The sequence below is a fragment of the Burkholderia sp. 22313 genome, assembly GCF_052045245.1.
Lineage (GTDB): Bacteria > Pseudomonadota > Gammaproteobacteria > Burkholderiales > Burkholderiaceae > Burkholderia.
The window spans coordinates 84760-104233 of the sequence record NZ_JBQEON010000007.1 but is presented as its reverse complement, the minus strand read 5'-3'; the positions used below and the strand labels follow the sequence as shown (position 1 = coordinate 104233).

The 19474-nt window shown below is 61.2% G+C and carries 18 protein-coding genes and 1 pseudogene; 7 read left to right on the top strand and 12 right to left on the bottom strand.

The window, feature by feature from the left end; all coding sequences use genetic code 11:
• Positions 1–397 precede the first annotated feature (397 nt).
• A complete protein-coding gene (locus ACTJKF_RS08320; RefSeq protein WP_440623079.1) occupies positions 398–1261 on the top strand; it encodes a helix-turn-helix domain-containing protein in 864 nt (287 codons plus the stop codon).
• 955 nt (positions 1262–2216) lie between these two features.
• On the opposite strand, the gene ACTJKF_RS08315 is transcribed toward ACTJKF_RS08320, so the two are convergent.
• Genes ACTJKF_RS08315 through ACTJKF_RS08305 form a run of 3 tightly spaced genes read right to left on the bottom strand, consistent with a single transcriptional unit; the run spans position 2217 to position 4920 of the window.
• On the bottom strand, positions 2217–2483 hold the full coding sequence (locus ACTJKF_RS08315; protein ID WP_440623078.1) for a hypothetical protein: 267 nt from the start codon (positions 2481–2483) through the stop codon (positions 2217–2219).
• 4 nt (positions 2484–2487) lie between these two features.
• Positions 2488–3726, bottom strand: a complete 1239-nt coding sequence (locus ACTJKF_RS08310; RefSeq protein WP_440623077.1) for a CaiB/BaiF CoA transferase family protein — start codon at positions 3724–3726, stop codon at positions 2488–2490.
• A 6-nt stretch (positions 3727–3732) separates the two neighbouring features.
• The gene (locus tag ACTJKF_RS08305) at positions 3733–4920 is read right to left on the bottom strand and encodes an acyl-CoA dehydrogenase (protein ID WP_440623076.1); all 1188 of its coding nucleotides are present in this window, start codon (positions 4918–4920) and stop codon (positions 3733–3735) included.
• A 130-nt stretch (positions 4921–5050) separates the two neighbouring features.
• Between ACTJKF_RS08305 and ACTJKF_RS08300 the strand changes: the two genes are divergently transcribed.
• Positions 5051–6001 (top strand): LysR substrate-binding domain-containing protein, encoded by a 951-nt coding sequence (locus tag ACTJKF_RS08300; protein ID WP_440623075.1) that lies wholly within the window; start codon positions 5051–5053, stop codon positions 5999–6001.
• Between the two features lie 88 nt (positions 6002–6089).
• Here the strand turns inward: ACTJKF_RS08300 and ACTJKF_RS08295 are convergent, their stop codons facing one another.
• The 4 genes from ACTJKF_RS08295 to ACTJKF_RS08280 all read right to left on the bottom strand — a co-directional run bounded on the left by ACTJKF_RS08295 (position 6090) and on the right by ACTJKF_RS08280 (position 9169).
• Positions 6090–6683: a malonic semialdehyde reductase gene (locus tag ACTJKF_RS08295; RefSeq protein ID WP_048987945.1), complete on the bottom strand. Its 594-nt coding sequence runs from the start codon at positions 6681–6683 to the stop codon at positions 6090–6092.
• Positions 6684–6727: 44 nt separating this feature from the next.
• Entirely contained in the window at positions 6728–7018 is a 291-nt protein-coding gene (locus ACTJKF_RS08290; RefSeq protein WP_440623074.1) for a cupin domain-containing protein, read from the bottom strand.
• A 326-nt stretch (positions 7019–7344) separates the two neighbouring features.
• Positions 7345–8454: an alcohol dehydrogenase catalytic domain-containing protein gene (locus ACTJKF_RS08285; RefSeq protein ID WP_440623073.1), complete on the bottom strand. Its 1110-nt coding sequence runs from the start codon at positions 8452–8454 to the stop codon at positions 7345–7347.
• 133 nt (positions 8455–8587) lie between these two features.
• Positions 8588–9169 carry an amino acid synthesis family protein gene (locus ACTJKF_RS08280; protein ID WP_440623072.1) on the bottom strand — a complete coding sequence of 194 codons (582 nt, stop codon included), beginning with the start codon at positions 9167–9169 and terminating at the stop codon, positions 8588–8590.
• Between the two features lie 120 nt (positions 9170–9289).
• Between ACTJKF_RS08280 and ACTJKF_RS08275 the strand changes: the two genes are divergently transcribed.
• From ACTJKF_RS08275 to ACTJKF_RS08255, 5 genes are all read left to right on the top strand, one after another.
• Positions 9290–10138, top strand: coding sequence for a fumarylacetoacetate hydrolase family protein (locus ACTJKF_RS08275; protein ID WP_440623071.1), 849 nt, complete (start codon positions 9290–9292; stop codon positions 10136–10138).
• Between the two features lie 28 nt (positions 10139–10166).
• A complete protein-coding gene (locus ACTJKF_RS08270) occupies positions 10167–10730 on the top strand; it encodes a VOC family protein (protein WP_440623070.1) in 564 nt (187 codons plus the stop codon).
• 77 nt (positions 10731–10807) lie between these two features.
• A complete protein-coding gene (locus tag ACTJKF_RS08265; protein WP_440623069.1) occupies positions 10808–12241 on the top strand; it encodes an aldehyde dehydrogenase family protein in 1434 nt (477 codons plus the stop codon).
• A gap of 90 nt (positions 12242–12331) precedes the next feature.
• Complete coding sequence (locus ACTJKF_RS08260) at positions 12332–13945, top strand: bifunctional 3-(3-hydroxy-phenyl)propionate/3-hydroxycinnamic acid hydroxylase (RefSeq protein ID WP_440623068.1); 1614 nt, start codon at positions 12332–12334, stop codon at positions 13943–13945.
• A gap of 146 nt (positions 13946–14091) precedes the next feature.
• Complete coding sequence (locus ACTJKF_RS08255; RefSeq protein ID WP_060067727.1) at positions 14092–14787, top strand: GntR family transcriptional regulator; 696 nt, start codon at positions 14092–14094, stop codon at positions 14785–14787.
• Between the two features lie 80 nt (positions 14788–14867).
• Here the strand turns inward: ACTJKF_RS08255 and ACTJKF_RS08250 are convergent, their stop codons facing one another.
• From ACTJKF_RS08250 to ACTJKF_RS08230, 5 genes and pseudogenes are all read right to left on the bottom strand, one after another.
• Complete coding sequence (locus tag ACTJKF_RS08250; RefSeq protein ID WP_440623067.1) at positions 14868–15998, bottom strand: porin; 1131 nt, start codon at positions 15996–15998, stop codon at positions 14868–14870.
• A 190-nt stretch (positions 15999–16188) separates the two neighbouring features.
• Positions 16189–16314 (bottom strand): annotated as a pseudogene (locus ACTJKF_RS08245) (MFS transporter); the annotation flags it as partial.
• Between the two features lie 544 nt (positions 16315–16858).
• Positions 16859–17194: a ribbon-helix-helix domain-containing protein gene (locus tag ACTJKF_RS08240; protein WP_124449994.1), complete on the bottom strand. Its 336-nt coding sequence runs from the start codon at positions 17192–17194 to the stop codon at positions 16859–16861.
• 60 nt (positions 17195–17254) lie between these two features.
• Entirely contained in the window at positions 17255–18841 is a 1587-nt protein-coding gene (locus ACTJKF_RS08235; protein ID WP_440623066.1) for a GMC family oxidoreductase, read from the bottom strand.
• Between the two features lie 17 nt (positions 18842–18858).
• The gene (locus ACTJKF_RS08230) at positions 18859–19470 is read right to left on the bottom strand and encodes a twin-arginine translocation signal domain-containing protein (protein WP_440623065.1); all 612 of its coding nucleotides are present in this window, start codon (positions 19468–19470) and stop codon (positions 18859–18861) included.
• Between the last annotated feature and the right edge of the window lie 4 nt (positions 19471–19474).

Sequence of the window (19474 nt, the reverse complement as noted above, 5' to 3'; positions counted from 1 at the left end):
CAATAGATAGAAGGCCCTGGAGTTTGAGGACGGACGACGATTGTCACGAAATCATCGCGACCCGCACCGAAGGTGTGCGGCGGTTTCACCAAATGAGAGCCTTTATTGACGTGTCGGTGATACTCCTGATTTCACATGTCGAAAAAATTTGCGATCATTGCATTAGGTAGCCAGCAGTATCGAAGCGCGTAATCGGGAACAGCTGGCGTGATTCTTGCGTAGATTTGGTGTGTTGGTTCACAAGAGCGCTTCAGTGACGAACTCTGTCCCTCATGTGTCATCTGGTCGATACGACGTTGCCCGGTCAACGGACGTCGTCGCGCACGCACGTGCGTTCAGAGATTGGGTAGACAATAAGTATCACGTATTGGGCGGGAGGAGTCCTTTCGATGGCGTGATGCGAGATTACTCCCTGGGGGATTCTGTTCGGGTCTGTGCCGAGACGGTAAAAACGCCATTTTTAGAGCAAATTGGGTTCGTGCCGCCCCATAAGATTTTGATTCTACAGCTGCAATCCAATGACGACGTTTTGCTGAATGGCCGATTTGTAAACTCGGATACGGTATTCATTACTTCCGGAAAAACAATTCACGCACTGGCAAAGAGTCCAATTCACGCAAACATTTTGACTCTCGACAAAGAGTTATTCTTCGAGTCGTTCAAAGTAAATTCCAATGCGATTCGGGAAACGCTCCCGTTTGAACACTTTATCAAGCCGATTTGCGAATCCACTGCCGATTTTTACGCTCAATTCCGTGCTCATTTCTCGGAACTAGACCGCATGAGCACGGAGGGGGCGAATGCGGTGAGTAGCGTCGACCGCATACTCGCGGCGACGGCCGAAATCGTCGGCTGGACGGAAGGCGCACTTGAGCCGGGAGCCGCGAGCGCGACGACCCGCGCTTACATTGTGGATAAGAGCTGTGAACTTTTCGCGCAGAATTTCCACGACGAAGCGTTCGGCATCCTCGACCTGTGTGCCCGCCTGCGCGTGAGCCGGCGAACGCTCCAATACAGCTTCGAGACAGTAGTGGGCATGTCTCCATCGAACTATATGCGCTCCGTTCGATTGAACGTGGCTCGTCGTTCGCTGATGACGAAGCCGAATGAGAAAATCCAGGGACTAGCCCTGGATGCAGGGTTTAGCCATCTGGGACGTTTCTCGAAGTATTACCAGGAATTTTTTGGTGAACTGCCCTCGGCAACTGCCTCTCGCGCTTGTCCTCAGGCCGCTGCTGTGATCTGCGGCACGCATCACTGACTGCATGCCAGTCAGGAGCGGCGGCTTCGCGACAGGCAATCAGACTGCAGACAACGCCTCTCACTTCGCCACGAGCATGAGGAGCGGGGTGGGACTGATTCGGTGAATCACTGCTCCCAGCTCGTATTCGTTGAGCATCTCGATGCTTTTAAGCGTGATTTCGTTACGCCAATTCTGCACTCAAGATGGAGTGCCCGGCCGCTTACCTTACATATGACATCCGTGTACCGCAGACTAATCGCCTGGCATCGTCCGCACCTCCAAATCGATTTGCACGCTGATCGCGAATGGGCCGTAAGCGATCGACTCTATCGGGGAAGTTGTTGAGGCGTGAACGGCGACTCAAACGCAAGCCGCCAATAACCGAAGCTCTTCCAATGAAGGTCAGAAGGCAAATATCCGCCTGGACATGCGCATTCAGACCGTGATGATAGAGAAACAGGATCTTTGAAGCGAAAAGGTAATCGGCCACAAGCGGGATGGTCGATGACAATTTGACGACGACGCGGTTTGATATTGGGCCGATCTTCGTCTGAAGAATGGCGTATGTCCCGCGCCATCAACAGCAGATTCTCCGGGCCCCTTGGTGTCCAGATTCGATGGTGATCGTTGGTGTCGATCGGCATTCCAGGGCACTGCACACCGGGTTCCAATGACCGAAGTGCAGGAGTTTATGCTCGCCGTAGTGACGCCGTCGACGACGTGTGCCGTTCACCCAGCACCGTCGCCTGGATGTCGTTGAAAGCAATCGCGTTCCAGGTGCGCATGCCCAATGGAGTTGAGTTTGACCTCGGCGAAGCAACCTCGAAAAGCTGACGACGATTGTCCAGATGCTGGGTGATTGCTCCATTTTCCGTCGCAGTCTCAGTTGGAACATTCCGGCTCTTAAGGCAGAGCCCATAACATTTCCGAATGTAAGCAGCAACTGGCACAATCATATCGAGGTCAAATAATACTAAAGTTCGCCAAGGCCAAGTTCTTCCGATTCATACTTGGCGGACCGGATCGCCTCATAGAAGCTGGATTCGATTGCGACCTCCTTCCGGTCGACATGGACGACCCACGCATTGAACATGAAGCGCCAGCGGATGCGCCGCTCTTCGAGCATCGCCGCAAACCATCTCCACACCGACGCGTCGTCGGCGTTCGCAGTAGCAGCGGCGGCCATCCGGGCCTCGCAGATTGCCTTCCAGCCCGATGATGGGTCATGGATCGAAATCATGATGTCAGATGATTTTTCGCTCGTGCAATGCGTCGATCTCGTCGTGGCTCAGTCCCAGCCATGCGCACAGGATCTCGTCGGTCTGTTCGCCGAGCCGCGGCGGCGGACGAAGATACTGGACTGGCGAATCGGACATTCGGATCGGATTCGCCACAAGCGGCACGCTGCCGGCCGATGCGTGCGGCATCTCGATACGCATGTCGCGCGCCTTGACCTGTTCGTCCGCAAATACCCGGTCGAGCCCATTGATCGGCCCGCACGGCACGCCAGCCTCCTCCATCGCGATGACCCACTCGTCGGTCAACCGGCACGTGGTCACGGCGCCAATCAGCGCGACCAGTTCGTCGCGATGCTGTACGCGTAAGGGATTCGTCGCGAAACGCGCATCGCTCGCCCATTGCGGCTGACCGAGCACCGCACACAGGCTGGTGAACTGGCCGTCATTGCCGACCGCGATGATCATATGACCATCGGCCGTCGGAAAATCCTGGTACGGCACGATGTTCGGATGCGCGTTTCCCATCCGGTGCGGCACGATGCCGCCGATCAGGTAATTGGCCGCCTGGTTCGCGAGCGCGGCGATCTGCACGTCGAGGAGCGCCAGATCGATGTGTTGTCCGCGCCCTGTGCGCTCACGATGGGCAACGGCGGCCAGCACGGCAACCGTCGCATACAGCCCCGTCATCACGTCGGTCAGCGCGACGCCAACCTTCACCGGACCGGCACCTTCCGTGCCGTCGGCACGCCCCGTCACGCTCATCAGGCCGCCCATCCCTTGTATCAGGAAGTCGTACCCGGCACGTGACGCATACGGACCGGTCTGCCCGAACCCGGTAATCGAGCAGTAGATCAGGCGCGGGTTCCCGGCGCTGAGGGTCGCGTAATCCAGCCCGTACCGCGCAAGGCCACCGGCCTTGAAATTCTCGAGCACGATATCGGCCTGCTGCGCGAGTTGCCGAACCAGCGACTGGCCGTCCGGCCGGCTCAGATCGACCGTGATCGAGCGTTTGTTGCGATTGGCGCTCAAGTAGTATGCCGATTCGCCCGTCGACTGCCCGTCCGCGTCGAGCAGCCACGGCGGGCCCCACGCCCGCGTGTCGTCACCCGTCCGCGGCCGCTCGACCTTGACGACATCGGCGCCGAGATCGGCGAGAAGCTGGCCAGCCCATGGCCCGGCCAGCACCCGCGACAAATCGAGTACGCGGAGTCCGGCCAATGCGCCTTGCTGTGCGATCGTTTCCATGGCGGCTCAGAATGCGGCAATGCCGGTGATCGCCCGGCCGAGGATCAGCGCATGGATGTCGTGCGTACCCTCATACGTGTTGACGACTTCGAGGTTCACGAGGTGCCGCGCGATGCCGAATTCGTCACTGATCCCGTTTCCGCCCAGCATGTCCCGCGCGACCCGCGCAATGTCGAGCGCCTTGCCGCATGAGTTCCGCTTCATGATCGACGTGATCTCGACGGCCGCCGTGCCTTCGTCCTTCATCCGGCCGAGCCTCAGGCAGCCTTGCAGACCGAGCGTGATCTCGGTCTGCATGTCGGCAAGCTTCTTCTGGATCAGCTGGTTCGCGGCGAGCGGCCGGCCGAACTGCTTGCGATCGAGCACGTACTGCCGAGCGCGATGCCAGCAATCCTCGGCGGCGCCGAGCGCGCCCCACGCGATACCGTAGCGAGCGCTGTTCAGACAGGTGAACGGCCCCTTGAGGCCGCGGACTTCCGGAAACGCGTTCTCCTCCGGACAGAACACGTCGTCCATCACGATCTCGCCGGTGATCGACGCACGCAGCCCGACCTTGCCGTGAATCGCCGGTGCCGACAAACCCTTCCACCCCTTCTCCAGCACGAAGCCGCGAATCGCGCCCTCGTCGTCCTTCGCCCAGACGACGAACACGTCCGCGATCGGGCTGTTCGTGATCCACATCTTGCTGCCCGTCAGGCGATAGCCGCCGTCGACCTTCCGCGCGCGCGCCGCCATGCCGCCCGGATCGGAACCGTGATTCGGCTCGGTCAGGCCGAAGCAGCCGACCAGTTCCCCCGACGCCAGCTTGGGCAAGTATTTCTGGCGGGTCGCTTCATGACCGAATGCATGGATCGGCACCATCACGAGGGACGATTGCACGCTCATCATCGAGCGATAGCCGGAATCCACGCGTTCGACCTCGCGCGCGACGAGCCCATAGCTGACGTAGTTGCTACCCGCGCCGCCATAGGTCTCCGGAATCGTGATGCCGAGCAGGCCCAGCTCGCCCAATTCGCGAAAGATCGCCCGATCGGTCTCCTCGCGACGAAACGCATCCAGAACGCGCGGTGCCAGCCGCTCCTGACAGTACGCGTGCGCGGAATCGCGCACCATGCGTTCGTCCTCGCCAAGCTGCTGGTCCATCAGCAGCGGGTCGTCCCATTGAAACGAAATCGATTTGTGTGCATTAGTCATTTGTTGATCGCCCGCGTGAAGGTGTTACGCCAACTTTATTCGCCACGTACCGTCAAAACAAACGATTTGTTCGCACCAACATGTGCAAAAATCTCACTCGTTGATCTCACTACTCACCTGGACACGCATCATGCGCCGCACGATCCCCTCCACAACCGCCTTGTCCGCATTCGAGTCCGCCGCTCGCCACCAGAGCTTCACGAAAGCGGCGGACGAGCTCGCCGTCACGCAAAGCGCGATCTGTCGTCAGATCGGTGTGCTCGAGGCATTTCTTGGCGTGAAGCTGTTTCGGCGCACCCGGCGCGGCGTGACACTGACCGAAGCCGGTGCGGCGTACAGTCGCCGTGTGGCATCGAGACTCGATCAGATCGAATACGACGCGCTGGAGATGATGGCGACGGGCGGCAAAGGCGGTACCCTGGAGCTCGCGGCCGTGCCGACCTTCGCAACCCGTTGGCTGCTGCCGCGCATGCCGGCGTTCATCGATACGCATCCGGATATCACCGTCAATCTGACCGCCATGCCGCGTCCGTTCATGTTCGATGCGACAGGATTCGACGCGTCGCTCCACGCAGGACCCGCGCCCTGGCCCGGTACGGCCGGCGATGTGCTGATGCAGGAAAGCGTGATCGCGGTCGCCAGCCCGAAGCTGGTCGCGTCGCGCATCCAGCCGACCCGGGCGGACTGGCGGCGCTACCGGTTGCTGCAGCAAAGTACGCGACCGTACGCATGGCGCGAATGGTTCGCGGCGCAAGGACTCGAAATGGAAGGCGACCTGTCCGGACCGCGTTATGAACTGTTCTCGATGCTGGCCGAAGCGGCATCGAGTGGAATCGGAATCGCACTGATTCCTCGCCTGCTCGTCGAAGACGAACTATCGCGCGGGACGCTGGTGCAGGTCGGTCGCTACGAACATCCGACCGGGAATGCGTACTTCCTGATCTACCCGGAAGCCAAGGCGGAAAGCTCGATGCTGGCGGCGTTTCGGGAATGGCTGACCGGCGAAGCACGACGATACAACGAGAACATTGCGCACATGGCTCAATCACGCGGCGCTCGGCATCACCGGCGCGCACAGTGACTGCATCTGACCGAAACGGCGTTTCGCAAGTGTGCGCCTCAGCTGAAGCGTATGGGCGGCGAACTGGCTTCGTTGCCGCGCCTATAACCTACAGAACCTCGCAAGCGTCGTCGAAATCGAGCCGCGGGCTGCGGGGAAACAGGCCGTCCGGATCGCCATACCCGAGGCAGCAAAGAAAGTTCACGCGCAGTGCCGTACCGTCGAAGAACAACTGATCGACCCTGGCCGCGTCGAACCCCGAGAGCGGCCCGCAGTCGAGACCGAGCGTGCGCGCCGCCATGATGAAATAGCCTCCCTGCAGCGAGCTGTTGCGAAAGCATGTATCTCGCGCCAGCTCCGGTTGCTCGATGAACATCTTCCCTGCACCCGGCCGATGCGGAAACAGCTTGTCGAGCTGCGTGTAGAACGCCACATCCTGCGCAATGATCGCAACGACCGGCGCGGTACGCACTTTCTCGACGTTCCCCGTAAAAACAGCTGACAACAACTTTTCGCGCGCCGGCAGCGACCGCACGAACACGACGCGCATCGGCGAGCAGTTCATGCTCGTCGGGCCCCATCGGGTCAGTTCGTACAGGTCACGCAGCACCGCATCGGGCACCGCTCGGTCCAACCACGCGTTCTGGCTGCGTGCGTCGGTAAATAGCTGCTGGCGCGCGCGGGTATCGAGCGGCTCGCTCATTCCGTTTTCCTCCAGATCGACCATCGAAAGGCCATGCGCGCGCATCACGTGCGCGTCGCACCGACCATGAAGAACGCCACGGTCGCCGGGCTGTTCCCGTTGTTGCGCCATGCATGGCGCGTGCCGTTCTGTACGACGACATCCATCGGCCCGAGCCGCGTCGCCTGCCCGTCATCGAGCTCCAGCCAGATCTCGCCCGACAGCACGATCGCATAGTCGATCGTTTCGGTCGCATGCACGCCTGGATGGTCGGGCTCGAACGTCGCTGCGAGATCCGGCATGCGCGCGACACATTCGCTTGCCGCTGCTGCGGGATCGAACTGCGGAGCCGCCATGACCTGATCCGGCGGAAAGGTTACGACCAGGAGACTGGTCGCGCCGACCGGCGGAATCAGGGTGTCTTTTCCGATCGTCGGATCGACCGTCGTCGCCAGCGACGGAGATGCCGCAGTTGTCCACACCTGTGCGAATGCATGCCCGGGAATGGAGTCGAACAGGACAGTTCGGGGTGTCGGACCATCGGAAACCACGACGGACCGGCCGTGCGGATCACGGCCGGTCACCACGCGTCGAATGTGCATGAGTTGCCTCGCTGTAAGGAAACGCTTTCGGCCGACGACACCCCGGCGCCGATGTGACGCAGAAGTGTCGTCGATGTGCTTTACGGACAGATCACGTAGTTGCTGAAGCCGCCATTGCGATTCTCGATCCCGCCCAGCGCGACATTGATGTCCTCCAGCTTGAACGTGCAGTGTTCGAAGACCGACAGGTCGACGACGCCGGATTCGACCATGTCCGCCATTTCCTGTCCTTGCCCGGCCGTGAACCAGGCGGAGCCGCTCAGGCGCTGGTCATTGTCCATCATGTAATGAAGATTGACCGGCACGTCGCCGGCAACCGCGCCGATATTGACGAGATGGCCGCCACGGCGCAGCGTCTTAAGCGATTCTTGCAGCGTCGTATGCGGTGCGCCCGGTCCGAGCGCATCAATCACCGCATCGACACCTTCCCCGCGCGTGATGCGCGCCGCCCATGCGTCGACCGGCTCGTCATCGAGCGCCAGAATCTCGATGCGATCCGGCGCAATCGCCTTCACGCGCTGAAGCAACTCTTTGTTGCGTGCGGTACCGAGAATCTTCCGCGCGCCAAGTGCGAGCCCGAACAGTGCAACCCCGATACCGAGCGTCCCGCTGATGCCGTTGATCAGGATCGTGCTGCTCGGCCCGACTTCCGCCTTCTTCAGCGCACGATAGGCGGTACCAAGATAGCCGAAGCGCGCTGCGGTCTCATGGCTCAGGTTGTCGGGTATCTTGACCAGGCTGTATTGCGGCGCGGTCATGAACTCGCACAGCCCGCCGTACGGATAGTCGTCGAAGATGGTTTGCGATCGCTGGCTGAACCCGAAATAGCCATTGAATGTGTAGTACGGACAGGCCGTGGTATCACCCGAGCGGCACGCGCGGCAACCGCCGCAATAGCGCGCCGGATTCACGTAGACGCGGTCCCCCACGTTGAATGCATGGACCTGACTGCCGACTTCCTCGATCACACCCGTCGCGTCGAGACCGAAAATCGCCGGCAGCCGGGGAAGCGGCAGGTGGGGAAACCATTTCTGCCAGTTGCTCAGCACGTTGCCGAGGTTGGGCACGATGCCACATGCCTTGACTCTCACCAGCACGTCGGTCGGCCGCGGCGACGGCACCGGAATATCCTCCACCACCATCGGTGCGCCGACATCGTGCATCCGTGCTGCTCGCATCATCTTCGTCATGTCTGTCTCCTGTCTGTCACTCTTCGTGTATTCGCAACACACATTCACCGGCCCGGTCATCTGTCTACGACTCAAGCCAAGCTAAATGCATGATATCAATTTTTATGCACAAAACACAGATTCCGCCGGAACTTCATCGCAGCCCGTCGAGACCCTTGACGTCCGACGCCGCGAGGCCGCCCAGTCGCGCATGCACGCGCCCGCCCGTCGCCATCGCTAGTGCGAACGCGATCTCGTTGCGGCGCGGGCCATCCCAGACGGTCACCTCGCACGCGCCATAGTGACTGCGGACATAAGACGCCTGAATATGGCCCAGCGGTACCATCAGGCGCGTACCAACGCCGCCGATCGTCTTGGCCGACGGCACCATTGCTTTCGGCTGGCCCAGCGATTCCCGCATCGCCCAGCCGCCGGCTTCGTGCCATACGGCACCATGCTCGAGTTCGCCATCCTCGCCGACGATCGCGCCCTTTCCGTACGCCTGGACGTTCTCCGCGCCGCCGAGCAGCGCCACGGCGCGCGACGACAGGTCATGCCCGAGTTCGCGCAGCGCTTGCATGAACGGCAACAGGTCGGGCTCGTAGCGCCCCGCATACGGATTCGCGACGATGGCTGTCGCGACCGCAACCCGCAGCGGCTCGCTCACGCGCTCGCCCCCTTCGTGCCAGACCTCCTCCAGGTCGAGCTTGATCTTTCTGACATTGACCATCGGCATCTTTCTGCTCCACGGAAATTGTTCGGATCGCCGGGAGCCAGTTTGTGCTCCCGTGCTTGCATTATATCAATTTCGATGTAATATGCACAAAAACATGTTTTGTGCCCAAACGGAGGAGCAATGAAACTCGTGTCGTATCGCCGGGCCGGCAAGGCCGCTTTCGGTGCAATCAAGGAAGAAGGGATCGTCGATCTCGCCTCGCGCTTACCCGCGCTGGCCGATCTCGCATCGCTGCTCGCGGATGACGCGGCGCTGGAGGAAGCACGCCGGCTCGTCGCCGCGGCCGCGGATTTCCCGTTGGCCGATGTCGAACTCGAGCCGGTCATTCCACGCCCGAACAAGATCATCTGCGTCGGCATCAACTATGTCGCGCACGCAGCGGAAGCCGGGCGCACGGTCGGCAAGTACCCTGTCATCTTCCATCGTTACGCGGAAACCCTGTTGCCGCACGGTGCACCGCTGATTCGCCCGACCATTTCGGACAGTTTCGATTTCGAGGCCGAACTCGCGGTCGTCATCGGTCGCGGCGGTTCGCATATCGCACCGGAAGACGCGATGAGCCATGTTGCCGGCTATACGTGCTTCAACGACGCCAGCGTCCGTGATTGGCAGTTCCATACGCACCAATACGGGATGGGCAAGAATTTCCGCGGCACCGGCGCGCTCGGCCCGTGGCTCGTCACGGCCGACGAAATTGCGGACTACCGCGAACTCTCGGTGCACGGTCTGCTGAATGGTGAGCAGATGCAGATCGGCAAGCTGTCCGAACTCGCCTTCGACATTCCGACCCTGATCGCATACGTATCGCAGGCGCTCGACTGGCAGCCGGGCGACATCCTCGCGACCGGCACCCCGTGCGGGATCGGCTTCAAGCGCCAGCCGCCGGTATTCCTGAAGCCCGGTGACACCTTCGACGTGGTGATTCCGGGAATCGGCACGCTGTCGAACCCGGTGGCCGACGAAGCGTGAGCGATACTCGAACAATCAGGAGACGATCATGGCGGCACTGCCGAAAATTCAGTTCACTCACTGCGGCATCTTCTGCAGCGACCTCGACCGGATGGTCGACTATTACCGCAAGGCACTCGGGTTCGTGATCAGCGACAAGGGTGTCGCGTCGACCGGACACAATCTGTACTTCATGACGCAGGATCCGGAAATCCATCACCAGCTCGTGTTGTTCGATGGAAAGCCCACCGACCTCCCCTTCAATCCGGTCAACCAGCTTTCCTTCCTGCTCGATTCGCTGGACGATCTGCGAGCGTACTACCAACGCGCGAAACGCGCGGGCGTCGCCGCTATCGAGCAGGTCGATCACGGCAACGCGTGGTCGATCTATTTCAAGGATCCTGAAGGCAATCCGATCGAACTCTACGTCGACAGCCCGTTCTTCACCGCGCAGCCTTGTCGCGAGCCGCTCGATCTCGATCTCCCGAGCGCTGAAGTCCTGAGACGGACGGAAGCGATGTGCCAGCGCCGCCCGGCCTTCCTGACGCGCGACGCATGGATCGCGGCAATGCGCGAACGCATCGCCGCCCAGCGCACCGCGTTCGACGAATAGACATACCAATCCGTAGCGTCCGCCGCATTCGACGGCGGGCGGACGCCACCCTGCGAAACTGGGGGAGATCACTGGTCATGAAATGCAATCTGATCGGCGGGTCGTGGCGCACCGGCGCCACTTCACGCCGCAACATCAATCCGTCCGATCTCGACGACGTGATCGGCGACTATGCGCACGCGGATGTCGAGCAGGCCCACGAGGCAATCGACGCCGCGTGCGACGCTCAACGCGGCTGGCGGGACAGCGGCATCCAGGCCAGAGCGAATGCACTCGACGCGATCGGCAGCGAATTGCTCTCGCGGCAGACTGAGCTCGGTACGCTGCTATCGCGTGAAGAAGGCAAGACGCTTGCCGAGGGCATTGCCGAAGTCGCGCGTGCCGGGCAGATATTCAAGTTCCACGCCGCCGAAGCGGTGCGCTCGGGCGGCGAGCACCTGCCGTCGGTCAGGCCGCTCGTCGACGTCAGTATCACGCGCGAGCCGGTCGGCGTCGTCGGCATCATCACACCGTGGAACTTCCCGATGGCCATTCCGGCCTGGAAGATCGCGCCGGCGCTCGCGCACGGCAACAGCGTCGTCTTCAAGCCGGCGGACCTCGTCCCGGGATCCGCGTGGGCGCTCGCGGACATCATCCACCGCAGCGGCATTCCGCCCGGCACCTTCAATCTCGTGATGGGGCGCGGAAGTGTAGTCGGCAACGCGATGGTCGTCTCGCCGAAAATCCACGCGGTCTCGTTCACCGGATCGGTCGATACCGGGCGGAACCTGCTGCTGCAGGGCGCGCGCCAGTTCAAGCGGATGCAGCTCGAGATGGGCGGCAAGAATCCGCTCGTCGTCCTGGACGACGCGGACCTCGACGTCGCCGTCGACTGCGCGATACAGGGCGCCTATTACTCGACCGGGCAGCGCTGCACCGCATCATCCCGTTTCATCGTGCAGAAAGGTATCTACACGCGCTTCGTCGCCCGGGTTGCGGAGGCGCTCGAGCAGTTCCACGTCGGGCATGCGCTCGATGCGGACACGCAGATCGGGCCCGTTGTCGACAGTGAGCAATTGCGACTGGACGAAGCGTACGTGGAAATCGGCAGGAACGAAGGCGCAAAGCTCGTGTGCGGCGGTACGGCCGTCGCCCGCCGCACACGAGGCCATTTTCTGACGCCGGCGCTGTTCTCCGATGCGGCGCCGAAAATGCGCATCGCACGCGAGGAGATCTTCGGCCCGATCGCATGCGCTATCCCCGCGAAGGATTACGACGAGGCGCTGGAGATCGCGAACGATAGCGAGTTCGGATTATCGGCCGGCATCTGTACGGCGTCTCTGAAATATGCGGCGCATTTCAGGCAACACATGCGCAGCGGGATGGTGATGGTCAACGTGCCCACCGCGGGGATCGACTACCACGTGCCGTTCGGTGGCACGAAGTCGTCGAGCTACGGCCCGCGCGAGCAAGGCCGATACGCCGCCGAATTCTTCACGACCGTCAAGACCGCCTACACGAAGGCATACTGAGATCAGTCGGGCGACGGTCCGGTGAACCCGCCCCCACCGCCGGGCGAACGTGGTCGGCTCCGGCGGAACGAATATGAACATGGAGGAGATGTGGACTTCGATTTGATCATTGTCGGTCTCGGCCCGGTCGGTGCAGTCGCCGCCAACCTGGCCGGTCAGGCCGGCCTGCGCACGCTGGTCGTCGACAAGTCGCTCACTGTCTACGACAAGCCGCGGGCAATGGGATTCGACCAGGAAATCATGCGGATCCTGGCCAACCTCGGGATTGCAGACAGGATCGCGCAATACGTGATGCCGTACCGGCCGTCCGAATACCGGACGACCGATACGCGCGTGATCCGCCGCATCGACGCGGCAGCCCCGCCGCACCAGCTCGGCTGGGCGCCGAACTACGTGTTCATGCAGCCGCAAATCGAAGGAATCCTGCGCGACAATCTCGCCGGCTACCCGTCGGTCAGGGTCGAGCTCGGTGCGGAAGCGACTGCGGTCGAATCGCACGACGATGCCGCATCCGTGACGATCGCGCTGGCGTCGGGCGAGCAACGCACGTTCACCGCAGGCCATGTGCTGGCCTGCGATGGAGGAACGAGCCCGATCCGTACGCGGCTCGGCCTGGACATGGAGGATCTCGACTTCGACGAGCCGTGGCTCGTCGTCGACGTGATGCTCAAAGACGGTGCCGGCGAGAGCCTGCCGGCAACCAACGTGCAGTATTGCGAGATCGCGCGCCCGTCGACGTTCGTCGTCGGCCCCGGCCGCTGCCGCCGCTGGGAGTTCATGATCAACGCGGACGAGACGCCTGCCGAGGCCTGCCGGCCCGAGTTCGTGAAAAAGCTGATTTCGCGCTGGCTCGCCGACGACGAATACGAGATATGGCGTGCATCCGCCTACCGGTTTCACGCGCTCGTGCTGCGCCGCTGGCAAGCCGGGCGGATATTCTTCCTCGGTGACGCAGCGCACATGACACCGCCGTTCCTCGCGCAGGGAATGTGTCAAGGCATCCGGGATGCGTCCAATCTCGTCTGGAAGCTCGCGATGGTTACGCGCGGCAAGGCCGGTACGGCACTGCTCGACAGTTATCAGGCTGAACGGTTGCCGCACGTCAAGCGCACGACACTCGTGACGAAGGAACTGGGCAAGCTGATCTGTGAACGTGATCCGGTCGCGGCCAGCGCGCGCGACGTGCGCTTGCATGCAGAGATGGCCGCCAATCCGCGGGGAATGGTCCGGCAATCGTTGATCCCGGGGTTGAGCGACGGCTTTTTGTCCGCTTCGAGCGACGGGTCACGCGGGCTGCTGTTTCCGCAACCACGCGTGCGGACGTCCGCCGGCGACGAGCGCCTGCTCGACGACGTGACCGGCGCGACCTTCCGGCTCGCGGTGGACGCACGTACCGATGCCACGACTGTCGCGCAACTTCGGCTGGCATGCGATCGCCTACAGTATCCGGCGATCCGGTTCGTCTCGATCGGGCCCGACGCGCTCGCGCCCGATGCCTCGCCGGATACATATCAGGACGTCAGTGGCGTGCTGACCGGCTGGATGGCGCAACACGATTGCCGTGTGGTTCTCGCCCGCCCCGATCACTATGTGTACGGTGGTTGCCGTGAGCTGCAGGAAGCGCTTGCGCTGCTCGACGAGCTCGTGGGTGCGCTAGCGACCAACGGCTCGCAAGCATTTGAGGCGCCGGCAACGAGCCTTTGATCCGGAACGCGCATCATGTAACAGCCTTCAGCGCTCGGTGCTTTGCCCGAGCGCTTTTTTTGTCCCACAAGCCTTTCGAGTCGATCTTGCATAGAAGCGCGCTTTGCGCATAAAATTACCGCATTGACAATCCGGAATGCCACGCCATGGATTCGACACCTGCCTCCAATGGTGCCCCGCTCATCGATGTTGCTTTCGCACGGATGAAAACCTCGATCATCCGGTGTGAACTGGAGCCAGGCACGCGCCTGAAAGTCGAGAGTCTGTCGAAGACCTACGGTCTCAGCAGTTCACCGATTCGCGAAGCACTGAACCGCCTCGCGCAGGATGGAATCGTGCAGGCGACCGAGAATCGCGGCTTCTGGGTCGCACCGATCAGTATCGACGACTTCAAGGACATCACGCGCCTGCGCATCCTACTTGAACACGAAGCGCTGATGGATTCCATCGAGCATGGTGACGACGACTGGGAAGTTGCCGTGCTGACAGCGTTCCATCGGCTGAGCCTCGCCGAAAAGCGGATGGGTACTGGCCCGGTGGCCCTCGACGACGACTGGTCGGAGCGCCATCGCGCCTACCATATGGCGCTGCTGTCCGCGACGCCGAGCCCGCTGCTGCTGAACATGGTCGGATCGCTGTTCGACCGCGCCGAGCGCTATCGGCGCTACTCGGCACTCCATCGGACGGAGGAACGCCACAAGGGCGCGGAACACGAGGCGCTGATGAAAGCGGCGATCGGACGGGAAAAGGACAAGGCAGCGAAATTGCTGCGCAAGCATATAGAAGGAACGTTGACTCGTGTTGCCGCCGCACTGGAACGGCAATTGGCATCGGTGCAGTAAGTCGCGCGCAGTGCCCCGATACTGCGTCTGCGAATGCACCCCATTGCGACGACGACTCCCGCCGCCGTCGCACGGATCAATCAGAACATTGTTTGCATGCCGATCCGGCCGATGAACTGCGAGCGACTGCTCGACGGGCCGAACGTCCCGTTGATCGACGCATTCGCCCCCCCGTTCGTCAGCTGATACACCGATTGCAGATAGACGGCCGTCCGCTTCGACAGATGGTACTTCGCAACGGCCCCCCATTGATGGGCGTGATTGCGGTCGACGACCTCGTTCCCCCACATGTAGGTGTAGGCGAGGCTCGTCGAGAATGCCGGCGTGAACTGATACAGTGCGCCGACCTCCGCCGCGTTGACAACCGCGCCGTTGTGCGTATTGCGCGTGTCAGTGAACAGCGCCGTCAGCAGCAGCTTGTCGCCGCGATATTTCGCGCCGAGCCCGTAGTTCCTGATGCTGTCGCCGAGCAATGACGCATAACGCACGTCGGTATAGGCCGCGCCGAATGCAAACGCGCCGGCACTGTAGCTGCCACCGAAGCTTTCCGCGCTGTTTTGGCGGAAATCCCCGGCCACGCCGCCGAATGCGTACATTCCGCCGAACCGGAATCCTCCCAGCAACGGACTCGTGTACTTGACCGAGTTGCCAAGAGGCGTGTCGCCGTTCATGCGGTCGAAGTCGAACGCCTCGTTCGGCGGAGAATCAGGAATGCCGAGCTTCGCAAACGGACCATCCCGGAAGCCGTAGAATCCGCCGCCATACATCGCCATATCGGCCCCGACATCGGCGAACAGCGTGTCGACCATGAAGTCGTATTGACGTCCGAGCGTGAGCTTGCCAAAGCGTGCGTTGTCGATTCCGACCCACGCATTGCGCGCGAACAGCCCGGTTCCCGTGCCGCTCCCGTTGCTCTTCTGAGCAACGAGATTGCCCTGCAGCGTGAACTGCGTCACCAGCTGGAACACCGCGCGGGTGCCGCCACCGAGATCCTCGGTCCCGCGAAATCCCAGCAGGTTGGGCAACGCGATGCCGTCGTCGAGCCGCCATGCAGGGTGGCCCGACGTATTGCTGATGTATGACACACCCGCATCGAGCAAGCCCCAGAGCGTCACGCTGCTTTGCCCATAGGCACAAGATACCGGGCCTAGACCCGCTGTCGCGCAAGCAATTGACGTAATGACCCACCTTTTCACCGTCGTCTCCTCCATATCGTTTACGAAGTCGCCAATGTGCACAAGAAATGCCTAAGATTATTTTTTATGCATATTCATATTCTTTGCGCACATTCTACACGGCTTTGCAAGACGCAAAACTCCGTGTTTACGCGTGAGGGCGCTGCAGCATGAAGACGCACGCCGACGTCGAAGCTGCAGCTACGAATCTCTTGTACGCTGAGCGTCCGGACGTGACATGCAGATCCAGAGCGATGTGCGCCAGAAGGCCGACCGGTAGAAATTCGCAAGTGACGAACGCAAATGCGCTGACCGCGACGGCCAATACGGCGAACCATTGATGTCGTGAGGTTGGGACATCGCCGGGACACTTCCCGGACGAGCGCTATTGGAAGGCGTGCTATCGGAGCGCGGATGAGGAATGATGGAAGCAACGGACGATACGGCCGACAGCCTGCGCATGACGACACCGGGCGGGTCGCCGATAGCAGAATGAAGAGAGCGCCCCGAGCAGTTGTTGCTCGGGAGACGCTCCTCGAGCGGCAATCCGGAATACACCCGTTTAGCGAGCATCCCCCGATTCGCGCCCTTGGTCGCTTCAGGAAAAGCGCAACGGCAAAGTCAAATAGTTGCGAATGCGATCGTCGTGCTGAACCGCGGGAGAACCGGCGAGTTCCACGCGCGAATAGCGTTCCGCTATGGCTGACAAGATCACTTCGATTTCGACGCGGCTGATCAATTGCCCCGCACAGCTATGCCGAACGACAGTATCTGGCTCCCACGCATCGAACGAGTATGGTCGAATGTGTTCGGATCCTCGAACACATCAGGATCCCGATTGACTGCCGCTGTCATGAAGCGAATGCCGCTATTTTCCGGGATCAATCAGCGATTCCCTAGACCGCCTTCAGAATTTTCGGCGGAAACGCTGCCGCGCGAGACCCATCCCCTGCTGCGTCACCTCGTGACGCCGATGTCGACAGATAGCGCAAACAGCACACCCGCAGAAACGACGCGAAGTTCAGCGGCTCTTCTCCACGCAAAGAAAGCAACTCGTCATAGAGCTTTACGGCGAACTGTGTCGTCGTCATGCCTTCGCGGTTCGCAATCTCCTGCAGGACATCCCAGAAGAGATTCTCGAGTCTGACGGTCGTCACAACGCCATGAATCCTCAGTGCGCGCGTACGGGATTCGTAGAGAATCGGGTCTGCATTGACGTAGATCTGGCACATATGAAAACCTCCCGGCAGTTTTGCGCCGCGGCGTGCCATTGCAGGTCGCGGCGCGTTCGTTCAGATGTCCCGCCGGCTCATCTTTCCTGCGATGTAATCGGCCTGGCGAATAGCAAGGGCGACGATGGTTAGCGTTGGGTTTTCCCCGGCGCCAGTCGTGAACTGGCTGCCATCCGAAATGAACAGATTCGGAATGTCATGCGTTTGCCCGAAACTGTTACAGACGCCATCCTGCGCGCGTGCACTCATACGCGCAGTGCCGAGATTGTGCGTCGACGGATAAGGCGGCACACGGTATACCGTCTTTGCGCCTGCCGCCTCATAGACTGCAGTACCCTGCCTGAACCCGTGCTCGCGCATCGCCTGGTCGTTGCGATGATCATCGAAATGCACGTTGGCAACGGGCAAACCGAACTTGTCCTTGACGTGATGGTTGAGTGTCACACGATTGTTCGCACGCGGCATGTCCTCGCCAACGATCCACATACCCGCCGTGTATGGATACGCGTCCATCGCGCTCGTAAAGTCGGCTCCCCACGCGCCGGGATTCAGAAAGGCAGCGTAGAACGGTAAGCCGAGCGAAATCGTCTCCATGTGGTAGCCCCCAGCGAAACCGCGCTTCGGATCGAAGCGCGCTTCGTCTTCGATGATGCCCGCCATCGTCGTACCCTTGTACATTTCGACCTTTTTGTCGAAGACAGCGTACACCGAGCCGGTCGTGTGGCGCATGTAGTTGCGCCCCATCTGGTCTGAAGAGTTGGCGAGGCCGTTCGGATAGCGGCTCGATGCGGATGCAAGCAGCAACCGCGGTGTTTCGATCGAATTCCCGGCGACGGCGACTACACGCGCCTTTTGCCGCTGCAGCCTTCCTTTCGCATCGAAATACAGGACCGCGTTGACCTTGCCGTGCGCGTCGTGCTCGATGTGCGCGACATGGGAGTTCGGACGTAGCTCCATACGGCCAGTGGACTGCGCTCTCGGTATCTCGGTATAGAGCGTCGACCATTTCGCACTGAATCGACATCCCTGAAAGCAGAAGCCGCGTTGATAACAGTGACTGCGGTCGTCGCGATTTACACTGTTGATTGCCATGCGCCCCGTACTGCATTCGCGATAGCCGACCTTCGATGCCCCCGCAAACATCACTTTGAAGTTGTTGTTGCCAGGAAGTCCCGGCAAGCCGTTGGTACGTGTCACGCCCATCTTCTTCTCCGCGCGGTCGTAGTATGGATCGAGATCCGCGCGGGTGACGGGCCAGTCGAGCAGCGTTGCACCGTCGATCGCACCATAGGTCGTTCTCGCCTTGAATTCGTGCGGCTGAATGCGCAAGCTTGCGCCGGCCCAGTGTGTCGTCGTGCCGCCGACAGTCTTGCAGATCCATGCCGGCAGCGCCGGAAAGTCCCTGGCAACTCGCCATGTCCCGGATGTCGTGCGCGGGTCCAGCCATGAAAGGAGCTTGAACGCGTCCCATTCCTCGGTCTTGAAGTCGGCCTGCGTATTATGGGCACCTGCCTCTAGCACGACGACGTCGATGCCCTTCTGTGCGAGTTCGTTCGCAAGCGTGCCGCCACCCGCGCCCGAGCCAATGACGACGACGACATGACTGTCGTCGTTAGAAAAGCGCTTGCTGCCCTGAGTCGTTGCCATATTCCCTCCCCTCGTTGTCACGCCGCCGGGACAGGACCACTGTCCTGCTCCGACGGGTTGGGCAGCCACGCAAGATCGTTGAATCCCTTGAACAGATAGCCGCCGTCGCCTTCGCTAGCGCCGTACCCAAAGTGTCTATACGCGAGCGTATTGCTGTACAGCGAGACAACGGCCGTGCTGCGCACAGTCTCGAAGAACGGCGTGGTCGAAATAGCCTTGATGTCGTTGGCCTGCAACTGCGCAGGCTGCTTCGTCCAGTCACCGCCGAGCGCCTTTTTGTCGAGCACCTTTACGCCATCGGCGATTTGCTTGCGTGTGGCCTCGTCGTTTCGGACCTTCACGTCGAGATCCTTGATGACCAGCGCGTAGACGGCATCGTCCAGTGTCCTATGCGGATATATCTGTCTGACCATCGCGAGCAAGACAGCGCCTTGATGCGTGTCGAGATGCTCGAGTTCAAGCGCCCACACGCGGCTTGGCGCGAACATCGCAAGCGTGGACGACAGCGCGAGCGTACCGACGAGCACGCCACTGCCTTTCAGCAAGTCGCGGCGCGTCAGAGAAACCGGCATCCGCGTCCCGCTCGCCCCCCCAGCGCCCGGGGCGATCCATATCGTCTTACCTGTCATCATC